19 protein-coding genes and 1 pseudogene are annotated in these 17,700 nt (G+C 68.9%); 11 read left to right on the top strand and 9 right to left on the bottom strand.

Annotation, left to right across the window (positions count from 1 at the left end):
- Positions 1-195: 195 nt before the first annotated feature.
- Positions 196-1,227, bottom strand: a complete 1,032-nt coding sequence (gene gsmA, locus DM816_RS29930) for a sporangiospore maturation cell wall hydrolase GsmA (protein WP_162907981.1) — start codon at positions 1,225-1,227, stop codon at positions 196-198.
- 86 nt (positions 1,228-1,313) lie between these two features.
- Here gsmA and typA point away from each other — a divergent pair, with 86 nt between their 5' ends.
- Positions 1,314-3,143 carry a translational GTPase TypA gene (gene typA / locus DM816_RS29925; protein ID WP_117213728.1) on the top strand — a complete coding sequence of 610 codons (1,830 nt, stop codon included), beginning with the start codon at positions 1,314-1,316 and terminating at the stop codon, positions 3,141-3,143.
- A gap of 81 nt (positions 3,144-3,224) precedes the next feature.
- Entirely contained in the window at positions 3,225-3,497 is a 273-nt protein-coding gene (locus DM816_RS29920; protein ID WP_117213727.1) for a hypothetical protein, read from the top strand.
- A 40-nt stretch (positions 3,498-3,537) separates the two neighbouring features.
- Here DM816_RS29920 and DM816_RS43950 read toward each other — a convergent pair whose 3' ends face one another.
- Positions 3,538-3,783, bottom strand: a complete 246-nt coding sequence (locus DM816_RS43950; RefSeq protein ID WP_211588915.1) for a hypothetical protein — start codon at positions 3,781-3,783, stop codon at positions 3,538-3,540.
- Positions 3,784-3,820: 37 nt separating this feature from the next.
- Between DM816_RS43950 and DM816_RS43945 the strand changes: the two genes are divergently transcribed.
- Positions 3,821-4,234 (top strand): DUF4232 domain-containing protein, encoded by a 414-nt coding sequence (locus DM816_RS43945; protein WP_117213725.1) that lies wholly within the window; start codon positions 3,821-3,823, stop codon positions 4,232-4,234.
- A 145-nt stretch (positions 4,235-4,379) separates the two neighbouring features.
- On the opposite strand, the gene DM816_RS29905 is transcribed toward DM816_RS43945, so the two are convergent.
- The 6 genes from DM816_RS29905 to DM816_RS29880 form a co-directional block, all read right to left on the bottom strand.
- Positions 4,380-5,159, bottom strand: coding sequence for a hypothetical protein (locus DM816_RS29905; RefSeq protein WP_117213724.1), 780 nt, complete (start codon positions 5,157-5,159; stop codon positions 4,380-4,382).
- A 129-nt stretch (positions 5,160-5,288) separates the two neighbouring features.
- Positions 5,289-5,945, bottom strand: coding sequence for a C40 family peptidase (locus DM816_RS29900; protein WP_117213723.1), 657 nt, complete (start codon positions 5,943-5,945; stop codon positions 5,289-5,291).
- Positions 5,942-7,009 carry a mandelate racemase/muconate lactonizing enzyme family protein gene (locus tag DM816_RS29895; RefSeq protein ID WP_117213732.1) on the bottom strand — a complete coding sequence of 356 codons (1,068 nt, stop codon included), beginning with the start codon at positions 7,007-7,009 and terminating at the stop codon, positions 5,942-5,944. The genes DM816_RS29900 and DM816_RS29895 overlap by 4 nt, the downstream gene beginning before the upstream one ends.
- 9 nt (positions 7,010-7,018) lie before the next feature.
- Positions 7,019-7,810, bottom strand: a complete 792-nt coding sequence (locus DM816_RS29890) for a serine hydrolase (RefSeq protein ID WP_117213722.1) — start codon at positions 7,808-7,810, stop codon at positions 7,019-7,021.
- Between the two features lie 4 nt (positions 7,811-7,814).
- Complete coding sequence (locus DM816_RS29885) at positions 7,815-9,113, bottom strand: hypothetical protein (RefSeq protein ID WP_117213721.1); 1,299 nt, start codon at positions 9,111-9,113, stop codon at positions 7,815-7,817.
- Between the two features lie 26 nt (positions 9,114-9,139).
- Positions 9,140-9,757, bottom strand: coding sequence for a lysoplasmalogenase (locus DM816_RS29880; protein ID WP_117213720.1), 618 nt, complete (start codon positions 9,755-9,757; stop codon positions 9,140-9,142).
- Between the two features lie 36 nt (positions 9,758-9,793).
- Here DM816_RS29880 and DM816_RS29875 point away from each other — a divergent pair.
- Both DM816_RS29875 and DM816_RS29870 read left to right on the top strand, forming a co-directional pair.
- A pseudogene (locus DM816_RS29875) lies at positions 9,794-10,201 on the top strand (GNAT family N-acetyltransferase); the annotation flags it as partial.
- A gap of 93 nt (positions 10,202-10,294) precedes the next feature.
- On the top strand, positions 10,295-10,822 hold the full coding sequence (locus DM816_RS29870) for a riboflavin biosynthesis intermediates N-glycosidase (protein ID WP_117213731.1): 528 nt from the start codon (positions 10,295-10,297) through the stop codon (positions 10,820-10,822).
- On the opposite strand, the gene DM816_RS29865 is transcribed toward DM816_RS29870, so the two are convergent.
- Positions 10,758-11,921 carry an acyltransferase family protein gene (locus DM816_RS29865; RefSeq protein WP_117213719.1) on the bottom strand — a complete coding sequence of 388 codons (1,164 nt, stop codon included), beginning with the start codon at positions 11,919-11,921 and terminating at the stop codon, positions 10,758-10,760. The genes DM816_RS29870 and DM816_RS29865 overlap by 65 nt on opposite strands.
- Before the next feature lie 96 nt (positions 11,922-12,017).
- On the opposite strand from DM816_RS29865, the gene DM816_RS29860 reads away from it, so the two are divergent.
- From DM816_RS29860 to DM816_RS29835, 6 genes are all read left to right on the top strand, one after another.
- On the top strand, positions 12,018-12,572 hold the full coding sequence (locus tag DM816_RS29860) for a flavodoxin family protein (RefSeq protein WP_117213718.1): 555 nt from the start codon (positions 12,018-12,020) through the stop codon (positions 12,570-12,572).
- A gap of 90 nt (positions 12,573-12,662) precedes the next feature.
- Positions 12,663-12,851: a hypothetical protein gene (locus DM816_RS29855; RefSeq protein ID WP_117213717.1), complete on the top strand. Its 189-nt coding sequence runs from the start codon at positions 12,663-12,665 to the stop codon at positions 12,849-12,851.
- A complete protein-coding gene (locus DM816_RS29850; RefSeq protein WP_246002424.1) occupies positions 12,818-15,568 on the top strand; it encodes an ATP-binding protein in 2,751 nt (916 codons plus the stop codon). The genes DM816_RS29855 and DM816_RS29850 overlap by 34 nt, the downstream gene beginning before the upstream one ends.
- Before the next feature lie 65 nt (positions 15,569-15,633).
- The gene (locus DM816_RS29845) at positions 15,634-16,281 is read left to right on the top strand and encodes a DUF6789 family protein (protein ID WP_162907979.1); all 648 of its coding nucleotides are present in this window, start codon (positions 15,634-15,636) and stop codon (positions 16,279-16,281) included.
- Positions 16,281-17,393, top strand: a complete 1,113-nt coding sequence (locus tag DM816_RS29840; protein WP_117213715.1) for a hypothetical protein — start codon at positions 16,281-16,283, stop codon at positions 17,391-17,393. Before DM816_RS29845 ends, DM816_RS29840 begins: the two co-directional genes overlap by 1 nt.
- Position 17,394: 1 nt before the next feature.
- Positions 17,395-17,700 (top strand): hypothetical protein (locus DM816_RS29835; protein WP_211588914.1); only part of this gene is annotated, 306 nt, incomplete at its 3' end.

Below are 17,700 nucleotides of genomic sequence, written 5' to 3'. Positions count from 1 at the left end.
CGCCGCGAGCGCGGAGCCGCCGAGGCTCGCGCGCAGCTCGCCACGCGCGGTCAGCAAGGTGCTGACCCCTCGGTCGGCGCGGGTCACCCGCCCCGGTTCGTGGCCGGCGGGGCATCGATGCTTTGCCGGGTCCCAGCCCAGCGCGGCCAAAGAGGTCGTCATCCAGGTGGACGGTAGACCCCGCGCGATCTCGGCTCAAGGGAGTTTGTCGTACTGGTACAGGTCGTACTGCTGCATGAGCTCGATGAGCTTGTCCGAGTAGGTGGCGCCGGTGGCGTACCCGGCCTTGTGGATCTCGCGGGCGAACCGGTCCGGGTCGCCCGTGTGCTGCATCGCCTCCGCGTAGCGCGGCAGCTCGGACAGCTGCTTGCCGTGGTCGACGTAGGAGTCGTCGGGGTTGCGGTAGGCGCGGAAGTCGTCGTGTGTGGCCCAGCAATCGCGCCCGGAGCACTCGTGGGTCGCGTAGTCGCGGCAACCGATGCCGACCGGGCCCGGGTCGCCGAAGCACTTCTTGCCGAAGTAGTTGTGATCGTCTCGGGTGAGCGTGCTGCGGCCCCAGCCCGATTCAAGGATGGCCTGCGCGATGCTGACCGACGCGGGCACGCGGTAGTCGCGCATGGTGCGCTGGGCGGGACCGACGGAGGCGCCGATGAACCCGGACGTGCCGCCCGACGTGACCAACGGGGGCGCCTGGCCGCACCACGGCAGCCACGGCTTCTCGGGGGTCCAGTTGATGTAGGCCCCGGAGACGTAGTTGCCGTCGGTGAGCTGGAGCCAGACGGTGCCCACCGAGTGCGGCCCCCACGCGAGGCACGTCGCGTCGACGGTCGCGCCGTTCGGCAGCGTTGACACGACGCCGTGTTCGGTGCCCGGCCCGGATCGCACGTTGAGCTGGTCGGCGGTGACGGCCGCGCTCACCGCGTCGGCGTTGGCTCCGCACCAGGGCACGACCGGGCGGCTGGGCTCCCACACGACGTAACCGTCCGACACGTATTGGCCGGAGGCGATTCGGTCCCAATACGCGCTCTTTCGCTGGGTACCGTCGATTTCTTCGCCCCAGACCTGGCACACGACGGTGATGGCGGCTTCGTCGCCCACCTCGCCCACCACGGATTTGTCGGTACCCGGTCCGGACCGGATGTTGAGCTGGGGCCCGTCCACATCGATCTTGGTGGCGGGAGTTCCGAGGGTGAGCAATGTAGCCAGAGCGCCAGCGATCAGTCGCATACTGGACATAACGGTCGGCTGTGCCGCAAGACACCATGCGAGACCCCGATCACGTGAGACGGCGTGAATTACGGAAGGATGGACGTATGCCTACCCGCTCGGATCTGCGCAACGTCGCTATCGTCGCACATGTCGACCATGGCAAGACCACCCTCGTCGACGCGATGCTCAAGCAGGCGGGAGCGTTCCACGAGCGCGCGACCATCGCCGACCGCGTGATGGACTCGATGGATCTGGAGCGCGAGAAGGGCATCACCATCCTCGCCAAGAACACGGCGGTCCGCTACGGCGACACGACCATCAACATCATCGACACGCCCGGCCACGCCGACTTCGGCGGCGAGGTCGAGCGCGGGCTGACCATGGTCGACGGCGTGCTGCTGCTGGTCGACGCGTCCGAGGGCCCGCTGCCGCAGACCCGGTTCGTGCTGCGCAAGGCCCTGCAGCGGCGCCTGCCGATCATCCTTGTGATCAACAAGGTGGACCGGCCCGACGCGCGGATCAAGGAGGTCGTCGACGAGACCTACGAGCTGTTCCTCGACCTCGACGCGGACGAGTCGCAGATCGACTTCCCGATCGTCTACGCGGTCGCGCGAGATGGCGCCGCGTCGCTGACCCACCCGCTGGAGTCGGCCAACCTCAAGCCGCTGTTCGACACGATCCTGTCCACCATCCCGGCACCGTCCTATGTGGAGGGTGCGCCGCTGCAGGCCCACGTGACCAACCTCGACGCGTCGCCGTTCCTCGGGCGGCTGGCGCTGTGCCGGGTGCGCGAGGGCGAGATCCGCAAGGGGCAGACCGTGATGTGGTGCCGCACCGACGGCACGCAGCAGCGGGTGCGCATCTCCGAGCTGCTGATGACCGAGGCGCTGGAGCGCAAGCCGGCCGAGCTGGCCGGGCCCGGCGACATCATCGCGGTCGCGGGCATCCCCGACATCATGATCGGTGAGACGCTGGCCGACGCGGACAATCCCATCCCGCTCCCGCTGATCACCGTGGACGAGCCGGCCATCTCGATGACGATCGGGACGAACGCCAGCCCGCTGGTCGGAAAGGTCAAGGGCGCCAAGGTGACCGCGCGCATGGTGAAGGACCGGCTCGACCGCGAGCTGATCGGCAACGTGTCGCTGCGCGTGCTGCCCACCGAGCGCCCGGACGCGTGGGAGGTGCAGGGCCGCGGCGAGCTCGCGCTTGCCATCCTCGTCGAGCAGATGCGACGCGAAAACTACGAGCTCACGGTCGGCAAGCCGCAGGTGGTGACGCGGATGGTCGACGGCAAGCTGCACGAGCCGGTCGAGCGGCTCACCATCGACGCGCCGGAGGAATACCTCGGGGCCATCACGCAGCTGCTCGCCACGCGCAAGGGCCGCATGGAGCAGATGGTCAACCACGGCACCGGCTGGATCCGCATGGAGTGGCTGGTTCCGGCGCGCGGGCTGATCGGGTTCCGCACCGAGTTCCTCACGGACACGCGGGGCACGGGCATCCTGCACCACGTGTTCGAGGGCTACGAGCCGTGGGCGGGCGAATTGCGCACGCGCGCAACGGGTTCGCTCGTCGCCGACCGCGACGGTGTCGCCACGGCGTTCGCGATGATGAACCTGCAGGAGCGCGGCTCGCTGTTCGTCGAGCCGGGCACCGAGGTCTACGAGGGCATGGTGGTCGGCGAAAACTCCCGCTGGGACGACATGGACGTCAACATCACCAAGGAGAAGAAGCTGACGAACATGCGCGCCTCGACCGCCGAGGAGACCGAGAAGCTCATCCCGCCGCGCAAGCTGTCACTGGAGCAGGCGCTGGAGTTCTGCCGCGAGGACGAGTGCGTCGAGGTGACGCCGATCGCAGTGCGGATCCGCAAGGTCACGCTCGACCAGACCGTGCGCGCCCGCGAGGCCGCGCGGCGCAAGCACGCCTGATCGAGCGGATATAGAGCCTGCTCTATTCTGATCTTCGTGTCGGAGAAGTAGCATGAGGACCTTCCACATTGGAGGTTCCTCATGCGCAGAACCATCCGGATCACGGTGACTGCCGCGGCCGTCGGCGCCATGGTGTTGTCCTTCGCCGGCACCGCAGCCGCGCAATACACGTCACCGCCCGACACCTTCCAAAACTGGCACTACCACACGACGTACGGGACGCGCGCCGCCTGCGTCGAGCGGGGCAACTACCTGTTCAACAACGGCATGGTGGCCAACGACGCGTGTGTCGACCATCCGAGCGGCCCAGGCGCCGATCTGTGGATCATCCCCAAACCCGACAGCGAGGTGTGACAGGAGCGTGTAGTCGGCCGCTGTCTGCGGCATGGCTCGCTCATGCTGTTGACGTTACGATACCCGCCGTGTATTCGCGGGGACTGTCACTGATCACCGTCACGTCGTTGGCGCTGCTGCTGTCGTCTGCGGGCTGCGGCGCGGACAGCGCGCGGTTCACGGCCGCCGCATCCGCGGAACCATCCGCTTCGAGCGATCCACCGACTTCGAGCGATCCATCAGTGGGCCTGTCGCCCACTGCCACTGCGGGCAGTCGGACCGCCACACCCGCCACGACCCGCACCACGCCACCGCCCGCAGGCTCGGTCGCTCGGCCGTGCAGCATGTCCGACCTACGGTTCCGGCTGAGCTTGGCCACGCCGATGGCCGGGCCTTACGGGTCCGGCTCGGTGCAGATGACGAACACGGCCTCGGACAGGTGCCGGGTGAGCGGCTACATCACGGTGCGCTGGCTGGATGGCAACGGCAACCAGATGCCGATCAGCGTCGAACGCCTGCCCGGCTCGATGCCCGCCTACACGTCGGTCGTGCAGCCGGGCAAATCGGCGTTCGCGGGGCTCGAGTGGAGACGGTCGCGGTCGTTGCCCTCCGATCCGGACATCCTCTGCCCGCCCGCGCCTGCGAGCTTTGAGGCGCGCCTGTCCAACGAGGGCGCCTTCGCCCGCATGGCCTGGACGCCCGGCGAAGGCCTGTGCGACTCGAAGGCCGGCATCCGCCCGATCGAAAGTATCCCCTGACGGCTAAGGGCCGACCGGCCGTGAAACCGGTCGGCCCTGAAGCCGGTCGGCCCTGAAGCCGGTCGGCCCGGAAACCGACCGGCCCGGAAACCGGTCGGTCCTGAAACCGACCGCCTCACGGTCGTGAGGCCGACCGGCGGTTTTGTCAGGAGGACTGGTTCAGGATTGGCAGGGCGGCAACCCCGAGTTCGTAGCTCGTACCGCGCATCGCCGCGGTCCGGGCCCTCGAGTAGTCGAACGGGGGCAGTGGGTCGTTGCGGCTGATGAACACGATGACGGAGTCGCCGCCGATCTTGCCGTTGAACGCCGTGCAGCGCAGGATCACCTCCACCGGTCCACCTGGCTCGGCGTCACCCCACAGTGGGCTGGCCGTGCACGGCGGGGTCAGCTTGGAGATCAGCGTGTTGGTCGCGCCGATGATGTTCGTGCGGAGGGTGCCCACCGACAGGCCGGCATGCTTGCGCGCGACCAAAGCGATTGGTCCCACGGTGTTGAGGGCGTAGCCAATGTGGTCGATCGCCACCTTGGACGTGCTGTTGTTGAGCAACGCCTTGGCCTTGCTCACGCAGTCCGTGGTGTTGAACGCGAACAGCTGCTTGGTGTCGAAGCTCATGTTGGGCAGGTCTGCCACGTTGGTCACCGCGCTCAGCGCGCAGGCCTCCACATCGGCGGCCGCGATGAGGTCGATGTGACCGATGATGTGGGTTTCGATGGACTCCAGCTTGGTGATGATCTGTGTGGTCGCCTGCTGCAGCGTGAGCTGGTTGCTGCTGAGCTTCTGGTACGCCTCGTAAGCGCCCTTCACCGCGGCGACAACGGTTGCCGGGTCGACCGCGGCCTGCGCCGGTGTGGCGGCCCCGATGGCGGCGGCTGCCGTGGCGGCCAGCGCCACCAGCCCGGAGACGACCGTCTTGTGGATGGACATGATGCTCCTGTTTCTTGTGCGTGGTCTTACTGATCGGACTCACCCACTGTCGCGGTTGGACGCCGGTCAGACTGTGGAAAACGACGCACAGGAGCGGTGGCGAAGGCCACGCGATATTCGGTTGCGGCGTCACCCCACGCGGTGCGCCCCGACAAGGGTGGCGCGGCGGCCCGTGGGCAGTTCCTCCTCGACCACGCGACCCGCGTCGCTGCACGCGTGCAGCATGCGCCCCGGTGAGGTCACGAACCCCACGTGCGTCACCTTGGCCGCTTTTTCGGCGAAGAAGTACAGATCACCGCGCTGTTCCGACCCTGGCGCAAGCAGGGTCGTGGCCCGCGCCTGGTCGTCGGCGTCGCGTGGCAGCGTGAGCCCGACCTGGCGGAACGCCAGATGCACCAATCCGGAGCAGTCGATGCCGTGCGGGGTCAGCCCTCCCCAGACATATGGAGTGCCCAGCCAGCCGCGCGCGATCTCGACCGCGTCATCGAACTTCAGCTGGTGCAACGGGAGCCAACCCGGGTAGCCCCGCGGGTCGAGCTTGGCGGCCGGCTGCGCGGTCGCGACCACACGTGCCCACCCCTGGCTGACCTCCTCCACCAGCACCGGCTCACCGTGCAGCAGCTGAGTGAGAATGCCACGGTAGATGCGCCCGTCATCGTCCAATCCCGACACCCACTCCCGCGGATCCCCTTGCGGCTCAAGCGCGATGGCGTCGAGCACGGGCCTTGGCGCGTCGGGCGTCGCCCAGAGTGTGGCAACCGGCGCGCTCACGGTGGCGGTTTTCATAGGTGCACTCCCAATCCCGGGTTGTTGGACAAGACAAGCGTGCCACCCTCGTAACGCGGGCCGCCGCTGACGGCCGGCGAGGCCTGCCACCACGCCGCGTCGAGGTCGCTCACGAGCGTGGTCGAGTGCGCGGCGACCAGTGACGCGGCCGCCGCGATCCCGACCGACGTCTCCATCATGGATCCGACGCACGTGCCCATGTCGTGAGCTTCGGCCAGGGCCAAGAGTGTGCGCGCCACCGACAGCCCGCCGCACTTGGCGAGCTTGACGTTGACCATGTCGGCCGCGCGCCGCCGGATGACCTCCACCAGGTCGCGCACGCCGAACACGCTCTCGTCGGCCATGATGGGGATGTCTACGCGGTTGGTGACATAGGCGAGGCCGTCAAGGTCGGCCCGTTTCACGGGCTGCTCCACCACCTCCACCGGCAGGGCCAGCGCCGAGAGCTGGTTGATGACGCGCACCGCCTCGCGCGCCGTCCACCCCTGGTTGGCATCAAGCCGCACCACCACATCCGGACCGACAGCGTCGCACACGGCCTTGACACGCGCGACATCTCCGGCCGCGTCCGTGCCCACCTTCACCTTCAGCACCGTGAAGCCTTCGTTGACGCGCGCCCTGGCGGCCTGTTGCAAGGCATCGGAGTCACCGGCCGACAGCGTCACATCAGTGGGCACCCGCAACGACGACCCGCCAAGCAAACGCACCAGCGGCACGCCCAACCTGCGCGCGGCCAGGTCATGCAGGGCCACATCGACCGCCGCCTTGGCCGACTCATTGCCGACAACCGCGCCCGCGACCTCGCGGCACCGCGCGATCAGGTCATCGGCGTCGCGCCCGACCAACCTCGGCCCGATCATCTCGTCGATCGCGGCCTGCGAACCGGCGATGCTCGCTCCCGTCACGGCCCAAACCTGTGGCGCCTCACCGAACCCCGAACGCCCCTCAGAGTCGATGACCTCGACCAACAACGACTCCACGGCGGTTGCCCGGCGCAGCGCGGTCACGAACGGGGTGTGCAGGGGCGCGGAGACCCGATGGGTGCGCACGGCGGAAATGCTCACGGGCACAGCCTAGATCCGCTGCACCCAGCTCGCCTGCGCCACCCGGCTCAGCAACGCGCACGCCTGCTCATCCGCCAGGCGCCCGGTCGTGCACACGGCCAGCACATAGGGCGGCGCATCCTGCGGAAAAATCGCGGCCGCACTGTGCCGCACGCCCGTTATCCAGCCATTTTTAACCGCCGCTCTGGTACCGGCCGGAAGCCCGGCGAGCAGGTCGTCTCGCCACTGCTGGGCGCAGAGGATGTCGAGCATGTCCGCGGTGGCCCGCTGGTCGGCGAGCTGCCCGATGGCCAGCGCGCCCATCAGCGCACCGAGATCGGCGGCCGTCACCTCGTTGTTGAAACCCGCCTCGCGCCCAGCCGTGTCCTCGATCCCGCGATCGGTGTGCGCGTGTTTGGCGCCGGCATCGCGCCACACCTGGTTGACCGCGTCGAAGTCCCACCCGAGCTCGCCGAGCACCAGGTTGGTCGCGAGGTTGGACGACCGCACGATCATCCGCTCGATCAGCCAGCGCAGCGGCACCCGCTCGCCCAGCCGCGTCCACACCTCCTCGTCGCCATCATCGTCGGGATCGTTGCCGAACACGACGTTGCCGGGGGCCACCGACGGGTGCTCGTTGTGCACGAACACCGGCCGGTCCAGATCGCCGATCGCGCGCCAGGCCGCCACCATCACGCCCACCTTCATGGTGCTCGCCGCGTAGTGCCGCTCGTGTTCGCGGGTGGCGAACCGCGCCGGACCGCTCAACGGTCCAAACCAGACGGAGGCCGTGCCGGGGAACGTGTCCAGCTCTGGCGTCATCGATCTATCGCTTCCTTCCGGCGCCGAACGTGGTGTAGCCCGCCGCGTCGGTCTGACCCGGCGTCGGGGAACTGTAGAGTGCCACGATCCCGCGCAGCGCCGCCACCGCCCCACCGGCCAGGGCGAGGCGGAACTCGTCGTTGAGCGTGAGCGCCTCGCCCAGCCCGACCAGGCCGCGTGCCGTGAGCCAGTTGGGCAGGCCCGGCTGCCAGATCGCCGTGACCAGCAGCGCCAGCGTGAACGCCAGCAGGCCGAGCGCGACCGTGCCCCGGCCGATGCGCCGCCACCCCACCATTTTCGTTGCCGAAAGGGACACGTCGGGGGCGAACCGCCGAAACTTGTCCAGGTCGCGCTCCACGACGGTGACCAGCAGATCCGCCAGCCATCCACGCAGTTCGGTCGGGTCGACCGCGCCGACGCAGACGTTGAGCTGCTGTTCCCGGGCGGCCGCGGCGATCTGCCTGCCGAGCCTGGAGATTTCGGAATTCAGATGGGGGTACCGGCTACGCGTCCGCCGCGGCCAGAACAGTTCGATGGTCTCCGCCGCGTCTTCGGTCTCCTTGACGAAGGTTGTCCGCGGATCGGTGGTGAAGGGCAGCTCGTGCACCAGATAGCTGAGCGAGTTGATCACATGCTGTTCAGGGTGCAGGCGGCGCATCGTGGCCGGGATGAGCACGTTGCTCGCCCGGTAGATCAGCCAGAAGATCATGCATACGAGCGCGACCCCCGACAGGCACCACGCGGTGGCGGCCAGTCCATAGTGGACCCATTCGTTCCTCAGCCACCACGGCCCGCCGGGCCACCAGCTCGGCGCGGTCGCCGCCGCACCGATCACGACGACCGGCGGGATGAGCGTGCCGAAAAACCTTAGCTCGCTGGAGAACCCGCCCTCGGGCGTGAGCAGGATCGCGCCGAAGAACACCCCGGTCAGGATCATGGCCAGCGCGACCGAGCCGGAGCGCGACGCCCAGCCCAGCGGTGGCCCGATGAAGAACGCGACAATCGCCGCCGCCGGGACCACCGAGACGATCGCCGCCGCGGCCACCAGCCGGGTCCGGTTGTCGAGCACGTCCAGCCACGTGCCGGTGCGGTAGAACGCCCGCACCGCGGACCGGATCGCTTGGCGCACCTCGTCTTTGCGCTCATCCGCAAGACGGTCCAGAAAGGGCTCGACCGAGGCGACCCTCCCGTCGGCATTCTGCTCGGCCAGCACTTCGGCGTGCGCGCGCGAACGGGCCATCCACCGCCACGGCCGCCAGCCGAGTGGGATGTCGGCCAGCGACTTCAAACCCTCGTCGGGCATCAATCAACCTCCGCAATAGGCGGAGGTCAGTGTTTCAAACCGATGCCACGCCCGCTACCCGTCGTACCGAGCGCGATCAGCAGTTGCGCGGCAAGGTATGTCAGCATGACCCAGATCTGTGGGCCCGCAATCGTGGCGGCCTGCGCCACACGGATCGCGATCAGCAGGTCAGACACGAAGAACAGGCCGCCGCCCAGCGCGACCCGCCAGCCCATCCCCGCGGCGAGCGTGGCCATGCCCGCGAGCACGAGCCCGTACACCGTCACGGGAATAGCCATGGCGCCCAAGGGTTTCCATAGCCACACCAGCGCCGCGCCGAACAAGGCCGCGTAGGCGAGCGCGGCGGCCGGTCGGACCCGGGCTCCACTTTGGACAAACGTGGCGATGTAGCACACGTGCGCGCCCAGGAACAGGACCATGCCCGCGATGAACCATACCGTGCTGTCGCCGCGCAGCAGCGCGATGTCGCCACCCGCCGACAGCAGCAGGCCCGCGACGACCCCCCGCTTGCCACCGTTGCGCCAGACCCACAGCGCCAGGACGGGCATGAGCAGCGGCTTGGTCGCCCACTCCAGCGCCTGATGCTCCGTCCCGGACGCGATCAGGTTGAGCACGGCCAGCACACCGAACAGGCCTGAAAGCATCCGCGCACGCTACCACCGAGCGGGTAGGTTTCACCCATGCCCGAACTGCAGCGACTACGCCCCGACCACGCGCCCGCCCTGCTCGCGTTCGAGCGCGAAAACCGGGCCTATTTCGCCGCGTCCATCCCGGATCGCGGGGACGATTATTTCGCCAACTTCGACGCCCGGCACCGCGAGCTGCTCGCGCAGCAGGCCTCGGGCTTGGACCATCTGCACGTGCTGGTGGGTGAGGGTGGCGAGATCCTCGGTCGGGTCAACTTGATCGACGTCAAGGACGGCGGGGCGGAACTCGGGTACCGCATAGCGGAAAAGGCCGCGGGAAGGGGCCTGGCCACGGCCGCGGTGCAGCAGGTCTGGAAGCTGGCCGTCAATGAATACGGGCTGACCGAGCTGCGCGCCGTCACGACGGTGGACAACGTGGCGTCGCAAGCTGTGCTTGCCAACACCGGTTTCGTCCGCGTCGGTGAGCTCCTGCTGGACGGGCGTCCCGGCCTCAGCTATCGGCGAGGTGCCCGCTCGGCCGCGGACGTGATCGCGATGCAGGCGCGGGGCCAGGTCAAGTTCCTGCCGTTCTGGGGGCACCGGCCGCAGCGCGACGGCAGCGTCGGGACCGGTTGTCTGAGCCAGTGGTGGCCGGCGGCGTTCACGGTGGACGGGGTGACGTTCGCCAGCGCCGAGCACTACATGATGTGGCACAAGGCGATGCTGTTCGGCGACAACGCGATGGCCGAGCGGATCCTCGCCGCGGCCACGCCGGGCGAGGCCAAGTCGCTTGGCCGGCGGGTACGCGACTTTGACCACGCCGCGTGGGAGGAGCATCGGTACGGCATCGTCGTGTCGGGCAGCATCGCCAAGTTCGGCCAGCACGACGACCTCGGCGCCTTCCTGCTCGGGACCGGCGACCGGATCCTGGTGGAGGCCAGCCCGATGGACCGCATCTGGGGCATCGGGCTGGCCGCCGCCGATCCGCGCGCCGCGGATCCCGCTCAGTGGCGCGGCCTCAACCTGCTCGGCTTTGCACTGATGGACGCGCGGGCCGCACTGCGCGTAGCTCGGGCAGGTTAGTGACGTGCTCGAACCGGCGCAGCGGCACGACGATCGCCGCGAGCGCCAGCGTCAGGATCGGGAACCAAGCCAACCGGGCCGCCACCCAGCCGGCGTCGGTCGGCGCGTCGGTCAGGCCGGGTATGTTGCCGAGCCACGCGCCCACCTGCGACACGGCGACGAGCGCGGTCTGGTGCCAGCAGAAGACCGTCATCGCGCTCAGGTTGAGCAGGCAGACCGCCGCCCACAGGCGTGGCCGGTGCAGGATCCGCTCCAGCCGGTCGCGCAGCAGGAACGCCGCACCGGTCTGGACAGCGGCGAGGGCGGGCACGAGCAGTGATGGCGGGTTGGAGTTGGACCGCTCGATGCCCGGCACGCTCACGATGCTCCACGGATAGTCCAACAGCCCGATCAGCAGCACGAACAGCGCCACACCGCCGGCCAGGAGGGCGATCGCGTGCTCTCGGCGCAACCGGCCGCGCGCCCACGCGATACCCATTTGATAGGTAAACATCCATGCGGGCAGAACGGTGAGATATCCGAACCAGCCCGGCACGCCTTCACTCCACGGGCCGTACCTCACCACATCGACCACCGCCACGACCGCGGCGAGCACGATCGCGGCGCGAAAGCCGAAGCGCCGGTCCAGGGCGAGCGCGTATGGGGTCAGCGCGGTGATGACCAGGTACACCCCGATAAACCACAACGGCTGCACAAACAGCACCACCCAGCCGCGCAGTGTGCCCGGCGGCACCCCGGCGACGGCGGCGAACGGCAGCGCGACGGCCACGATCGCGGCCGCGGCGAACACCGGCCGGGTCAGCCGCGCGAAGCGGGCCCGGATCCATTGGGTGTCCGGGATGCCGCGCCGCCGCGACCGGTCGATGCTCAGCACGGCCGAGTAGCCGCCGACGAGGAAGAACAGCCCGAGCATCTGGAAGAACCAGGACGACGGGCGCAGCCAATCCAGAGTGGACAGTGGACTGTGGATGCTCAGCGCGCCGTCGGGACCCGTGATGAGCGCGCCGGTCAGCCAGTGTCCACATACGACACCGAGGATGGCCATGGCGCGCAAGCCGTCCAGGCTGCGAATCCGGACGGGTTGGTCGACACCTGTCATGATCAGTAGTCTCGTCCGCGCAGCGGTTCGAAGCGATCCCGCTCGCCCCCGGGTTCGTGGTACCGCCAGCCCTACCCTCGCGCATAGTCTTGAGCGGTGAGGCGGTTCTTGTTTTTGCTCGGCAGCGCCCGTTGCGGCGGCAACACCGAAACCCTGGCACAGCTCGCGGCGGCTGAACTGCCACCCGGCTTCAAACAGCGCTGGCTGCGGCTCGACGACCTTCCGCTGGAACAGTTTCGAGACATCCGTCACGAGGGCACGGGCACCTATCCGCCCGCGGCCGGCAACGAACTCGTCCTGCAGGAGGCCACCTTCGAGGCGACCGACATCGTGTTCGTCTCCCCGATCTACTGGTACAGCGTGTCGGCGAGCACCAAGGCGTACATGGACGTGTGGACGGGCTGGATGCGCACGCCCGGCGTGGAGTTCAAGGCCCGCATGCGCGGCAAGACCCTGTGGGCCGTCACGACATTCAGCGACGAGGACCCGAAATTCGTCGAACCGTTCGTCGGCACTCTGCGCTACTGCGCCGAATACCTCGGCATGCGCTGGGCGGGTGTCCTCGTTGGCAACTCCAGCGCCCCGGGCGACGTGTTGCGCGACACCGCCGCCCTCACCCAGGCTCGCACGTTCTTCACCACCACGCAGTAGGTATACCTAGGGGCAGTGGGCGCCCGGCGGGAGCAGAGATAGGTAGCCGCTCCCGATGGCCGGGCGCCCCGCACGGCCGAGCATTGAGGCATGTTCACCCACGCGGAAACCCTGTACGACCTGGCGAGCATGCGCCAACAAGAATTGATCATGGAGGCCGAGCAGCAGCGTCTGCTGCGCGCGGCGCAACTGGCGAGGAAGAATAACCGTAAGGAGCGGCGCCGGTCCGCGGGTACCCTGGCGGCGTGCGGATCACACGAGACGGCGCTAGCGCGATGATGGTCGGGCGCGACGCCGAGCTGCGCCGGCTGGTGCAGCTCGCGCGGTCGCCCCGGCCGCAGGTCGCCATGCTCGCCGGTGAGCCCGGCATCGGCAAGACCCGCCTGGTGAGAGAGCTCATAGCCTGCCTGCCGCCCGAGACCGTGGTGCTGGTGGGCCACGCCGAGCCCGGCTCGCTGGCCCGGCCCTACGAGGTGCTGCTCGACGCGATCGACGGGCGGGCCGCGGTCGACCCGGATCAGCTGGCGGTGATGACCGACGCCCGGCACAGCCACGTGGAGCGCCTGCAGACCGGTCTGTCCATTGTGGACGAGCTCGTGGGCGATTCGCCCGCGCTCATCGTGTTCGAAGACCTGCACTGGGCCGACTCCGAGAGCGCCGGGTTGTTCGAGCGGATCGCCGGGCTCGAAGCCCGCGGCCCGCGCTTGCTGATCGGGACGTACCGGCCCGACGAGGTGACCTGGCGCCAGCCGCTGGCCGGCCTGCTGGAGCGCCTCGAGCGGCGGCACGCCGTGACCCACGTGCGGCTGGGCCGGCTCATGCTGTCGGGCACGGCCGCGTTTCTGGCCGCCGCGACCGGCAAGCCCGCTCCCCTGCGCTCGGCCAAGTCGCTGCACCAGCGCACCGGCGGCAACCCGTTCTTCCTTGAGGAGCTGATGCGCGGCTGGGAGGGCGACGACCTGGATGAGCTCTGCTCCCGGCCACTGCCGTGGAGCCTGGTCGAGGCGCTGCGCCGGCAGGTCGACGACCTCGACCCGGCGGTGCACCGGGTGGTGGAGGCCGCCGCCGTCCTGGGCCACCGCGTGCCGTTCGATCTGCTCGCCGGCGTGACGAGGATGGACGAGGACGGCCTGATCGAGGTGCTCCGGCAGCTGGTCGACCGCAGCGTGCTGACCGAGGTCGGCGAGGACGAGTTCGCCTTCCGGCACGCGCTCGTGCGCGAGGCCATCACCGACCAGATGCTCGCCCGGCAACGGCGGCGGCTGCACGATGCGGCGCTTGAGGTGTTGCTCGCCACAGGCTCGCCCGATCCGGCGCTGGTGACCCGGCACGCTCGGGAGGCCGGGCGCTACGACGAGATGGTGGCGGCGGCCAGGCGGGGCACCGCTCTGTACCTGTCGATAGGTTCGGCCTATCAGGCGCTGCAGCTGGCCGAGATGGGGCTCGACGAGGCCGCCGACGATCCGCGGCTGCTGGCGTCGGCGGCGCGGGCGGCATGGCTGGTCGGGCTGCTTGAGGATGCCGTGCGCTACACGCGAGCCTGGCACGACAACGCCGCCGACGTGACCGACCGTGCCGAGGCCCTGTTCATGCGCATCAGGCTGGCGTGGGAGGAGCGCAAAGAGCACGAGATGCGCGTGCAGACCGATGAGCTGAAGGCGCTGATCCCGCAGCTGCCCGACGGCGCCGACCAGGCGCGTGCGATGACCGCGGTGGCCCAGTCGGCCATGCTGCGCGACGATCTGGACGCCACCATGGTCTGGGCCGACCGCGCGCTCGAACTGGCCGACACGCTTGACCTGCCGGCCGTGCGCCTCGCCGCGCTGGTCGAGAAGGGATCGGCGCTCATCAACCTGCCGCGCACCTCGGCCGAGGGCCGGGCCATGCTCATCGGGCTGATCGACGAGGCGGAGAAGCTGGGCGAGTGGCTGCTGGCCGCCCGCGCGCTGAACAACATCCTGAGCAGCAACCCGCCCTCGTCGCCGACCGAGCACGGCGAGATGCTGGAGCGGATGCGGCAGAACGCGACCCGCGCGGGGATCGAATCCCTTGCGGTGGCGGCATATTTCGAGGGGCGGGCAAGGCTGGCGATGCGGGCCGGCAACCTGGCCGACGCGATCGCGGCGCTGCGCGAGGGGCGCAGCCACGACCGCGGGTTCGCGTTGAGCGGGCGGCGGGCCGACTACCACGCCCACTTCCTGGCCGGGCTGTGCCTGGAGGCGGGCGAGCTCGACGAGGTCGAGTTGATCATCCGCGATCTGGCGGCCGCGCCGCAGCCAATTGCGTCCGCGATCCCCGGTCTGGCTTTCCATCTTGCGTGCCGTCGTGGAGATGTCGTCAAGGCCGATTTGGTACTCGATGAGCTCTTCGCTGCATTGGCCGAGCAAGACTGGCGCAGCGGGTCGCAGGCGCACGACCTGCTGTCGGCCGCGATGGCCGCGGGGCTGCCGTTGCACAGGCTCGACCGGATCGGGCGCGAGCTGCTCGACGAGCATGTGTGGGACGAATACCGGACGCTCGTCGAGGCACAGCTGGCCGAAGCGCACGGCGAGCATGCCAGGGCGCTGTCGGGCTACCTTTCGCTGCTCGACTCGCCGCTGCTGACGCCGATGATTCTGGGCACGGTCCACATTGGAGCAGCGCGCTGCCTGCTGGCCGCCGACCGCCGGGCCGAGGCCGCCGAGCACACCGACCGGGCCGGCAAACTGCTCAAGGATTGGGGCGGCTGGCGCGTGGCCGACCTCGAATCGGTGCGTGCCCGGCTGGGCCTCGCACCGGTCGACGCCGCGCCGGCCGTCACCGGGCCGGGCGCACTCACGCCGCGCGAACGCGAAGTAGCCTTGCTCATCGCCGACGGGCTGACCAACAGCGAGCTGGCCCGCCGGCTCTACATCTCGCCCAAGACGGCCGCCGTCCATGTGTCGGCGATCCTGCGCAAGCTCGGCGTCACCTCACGCACCGAGGTCCGCGACATCGTGTCCACGCCGGTCGCCTGAGGCGTCAAACTGGTGGTCATGTATGCGACAGTCCAACCTGGACCGGTCATCGGCATAATGCAGCAGTGCCGTCGAAGACGAAGACCGGCCTGTGGCCTCGGGTGGTGCTCGGTGCGGCGAGCATGGCCAGCGGTGGCGCGCTGCTCGCGTACTTCCTGACCGGCACACCGCTGCACATCGCCCTGGCCGCGACGGTCGGGCTTGGCGTGGGCGCCTGGGTGGTGGTCTGGCGCGCGTTGCCGGCGGCGGCACGCAAGGCGCTCGCCCAGCGCGCGAGGATCGGCCTGCTGGTGGGGTTGTGCGCGACGGCGGCCTATGACGTGAGCCGCTGGCTGCTCGTCGAGACGACGGGCTCCACCGTGCGCCCGTTCGACGCATGGCCCCTCTTCGGTGAGCTGCTGGGCGCCGGCGACCGCACAACCACCTCGGCGTTGGTTGTGGGCTTCGCCTTCCATCTGGTCAACGGGCTCGGTTTCGCCGTCGGCTACACCATCGTCCTGGCCGAGAAGGGCGTGATCGCGGGCATCATCTGGGCGCTCGTGCTGGAGACGGTCATGGTCAGCTTCTATCCGGGCTGGTTGGGGCTCAAGGCATTGGACGAATTCATCAGCGTCACCGTGTTCGGGCATTTCGCCTATGGTGCCGTGCTGGGCTGGCTGGCCCGGGCACTGGTGCGAAGGTCCCGGGAAAGAGAGCCGGCATGGAAAGGGTGATGCAGCTGCTTTGGCTGCGCCTGCCGTTGAAGGCCGCCAGGGTGTGGCCCGGTGCGGGCATCGCACTCGGTGACGGTCACTATCTGACCCGTTGGCCTGCCGCCGCCCTGATGCTGGGGCCGGCGTGCTGGTTCATCGGGCTGATCACCGGTGCCCTGCACAGCGAGCAGACCTACACGTTCAGTCTCCTGCTGATGATCGTGTTTGGACTGATCGGACAGGCGGGCGCGGCCATCGGGCTGTGGGCGACACTCGGTTACGCGATCGGTGACCTGGTGCTCAATTCCTCCCCGAGATATCGGTGGATCACCGGGGCCGAGTGGTTCTTCGAGGTGATCGTGCCCTCCCTGCTGTCGTATGTCCTTTTAGGATTTCTCACGGTCCTGCTGCCGATGACCGTTTTGGGTGTACGGATGATGGTCATCAACATGCGCATGCTGCCCAGGGCGTTGGTTCCGGCGATGGAGTTCGTCGGTGCGGCGGTCGCGGCAGGTTTCGGCGCATACGTCTGGTCCCAAACGGTGCCGCTGCTGATTAGGCCGGTGTTCGTCTGGCCCGGTGGTGTGCCTGATGTGGACGCCATCAAACCGTTGCAGGAGACCGGTTGGCTGCTGGTCTTCGTCGTGGCGGCGGCGGCCGTGGGCCGGGTGGTGCTGGAGCGCAAGGCTCTCGTCGGCAAGACGGCGACGTTCTCTCAGATCCTTTGGGCGGGCCTGGGCGCGCAACTGGCGAAGGGCCCCCGCAAAGGCGTTGCCGGCCTGGTGATGGTCGGTGTGGGCGCAGCCGGTACCACATTGTTGCTTTCGGGGATCATCGGCAGCTTCTTCGAGGCCTTCATCGTCCTGATGTTCTTCGGCGGGCTGCTGTTCCTGCGCTTCTTCCTGGTGACCGTCGGGGCGCCGGTGGTCGGCGTGCTGACGAAGGTGCCATATCTGGTCAGATTCGGCGTCGGCCTGGTCGCCGGCTACCTCGTCGCGCGGGTGGTGATCGGCTTCTTCTGGGGGTCGACGACGAGCTTCCTGCCCGTCCTGGTCAGCGCCTGCGTCGCGGTCGCGGTGATGACGTTGTTGACCCTGCCGGCGACGGCACCGGTCAAGAAACCGGGAGTGTGAGATGACCAGAATACTCGCCAGAGCCGGCACGGTCGGCGTGGTCGCCGGGTTGAGCGTCGCGACCGAGCTCACCCCCGTGTGGGCCGACAACTGCAGCGGCCTGTCCGACTGCCTTTTCACCATCGCCGCGGCTCTGCTCGTCGTGGCGCTGCTCGCACTGCTGATCGCCTTCCTCATCGGCAGCGGCGGGACGGGCATGTTCGCCTTCGCCGGTCTGGGCGGCGCCTTCGGCAGCTCGGCCGCCGCGAGCGCGGCGGCGGCCTGGTGGACAAGCGCGGCGATCTCCGCGGCGCAGGCGGCAGCGGCG

Source organism: Allorhizocola rhizosphaerae (assembly GCF_003426775.1).
Taxonomy (GTDB): Bacteria; Actinomycetota; Actinomycetes; order Mycobacteriales; family Micromonosporaceae; genus Allorhizocola; species Allorhizocola rhizosphaerae.
The sequence above is the reverse complement of the archived record's forward strand: the minus strand, read 5'-3'. Positions and strand labels throughout refer to the sequence as shown.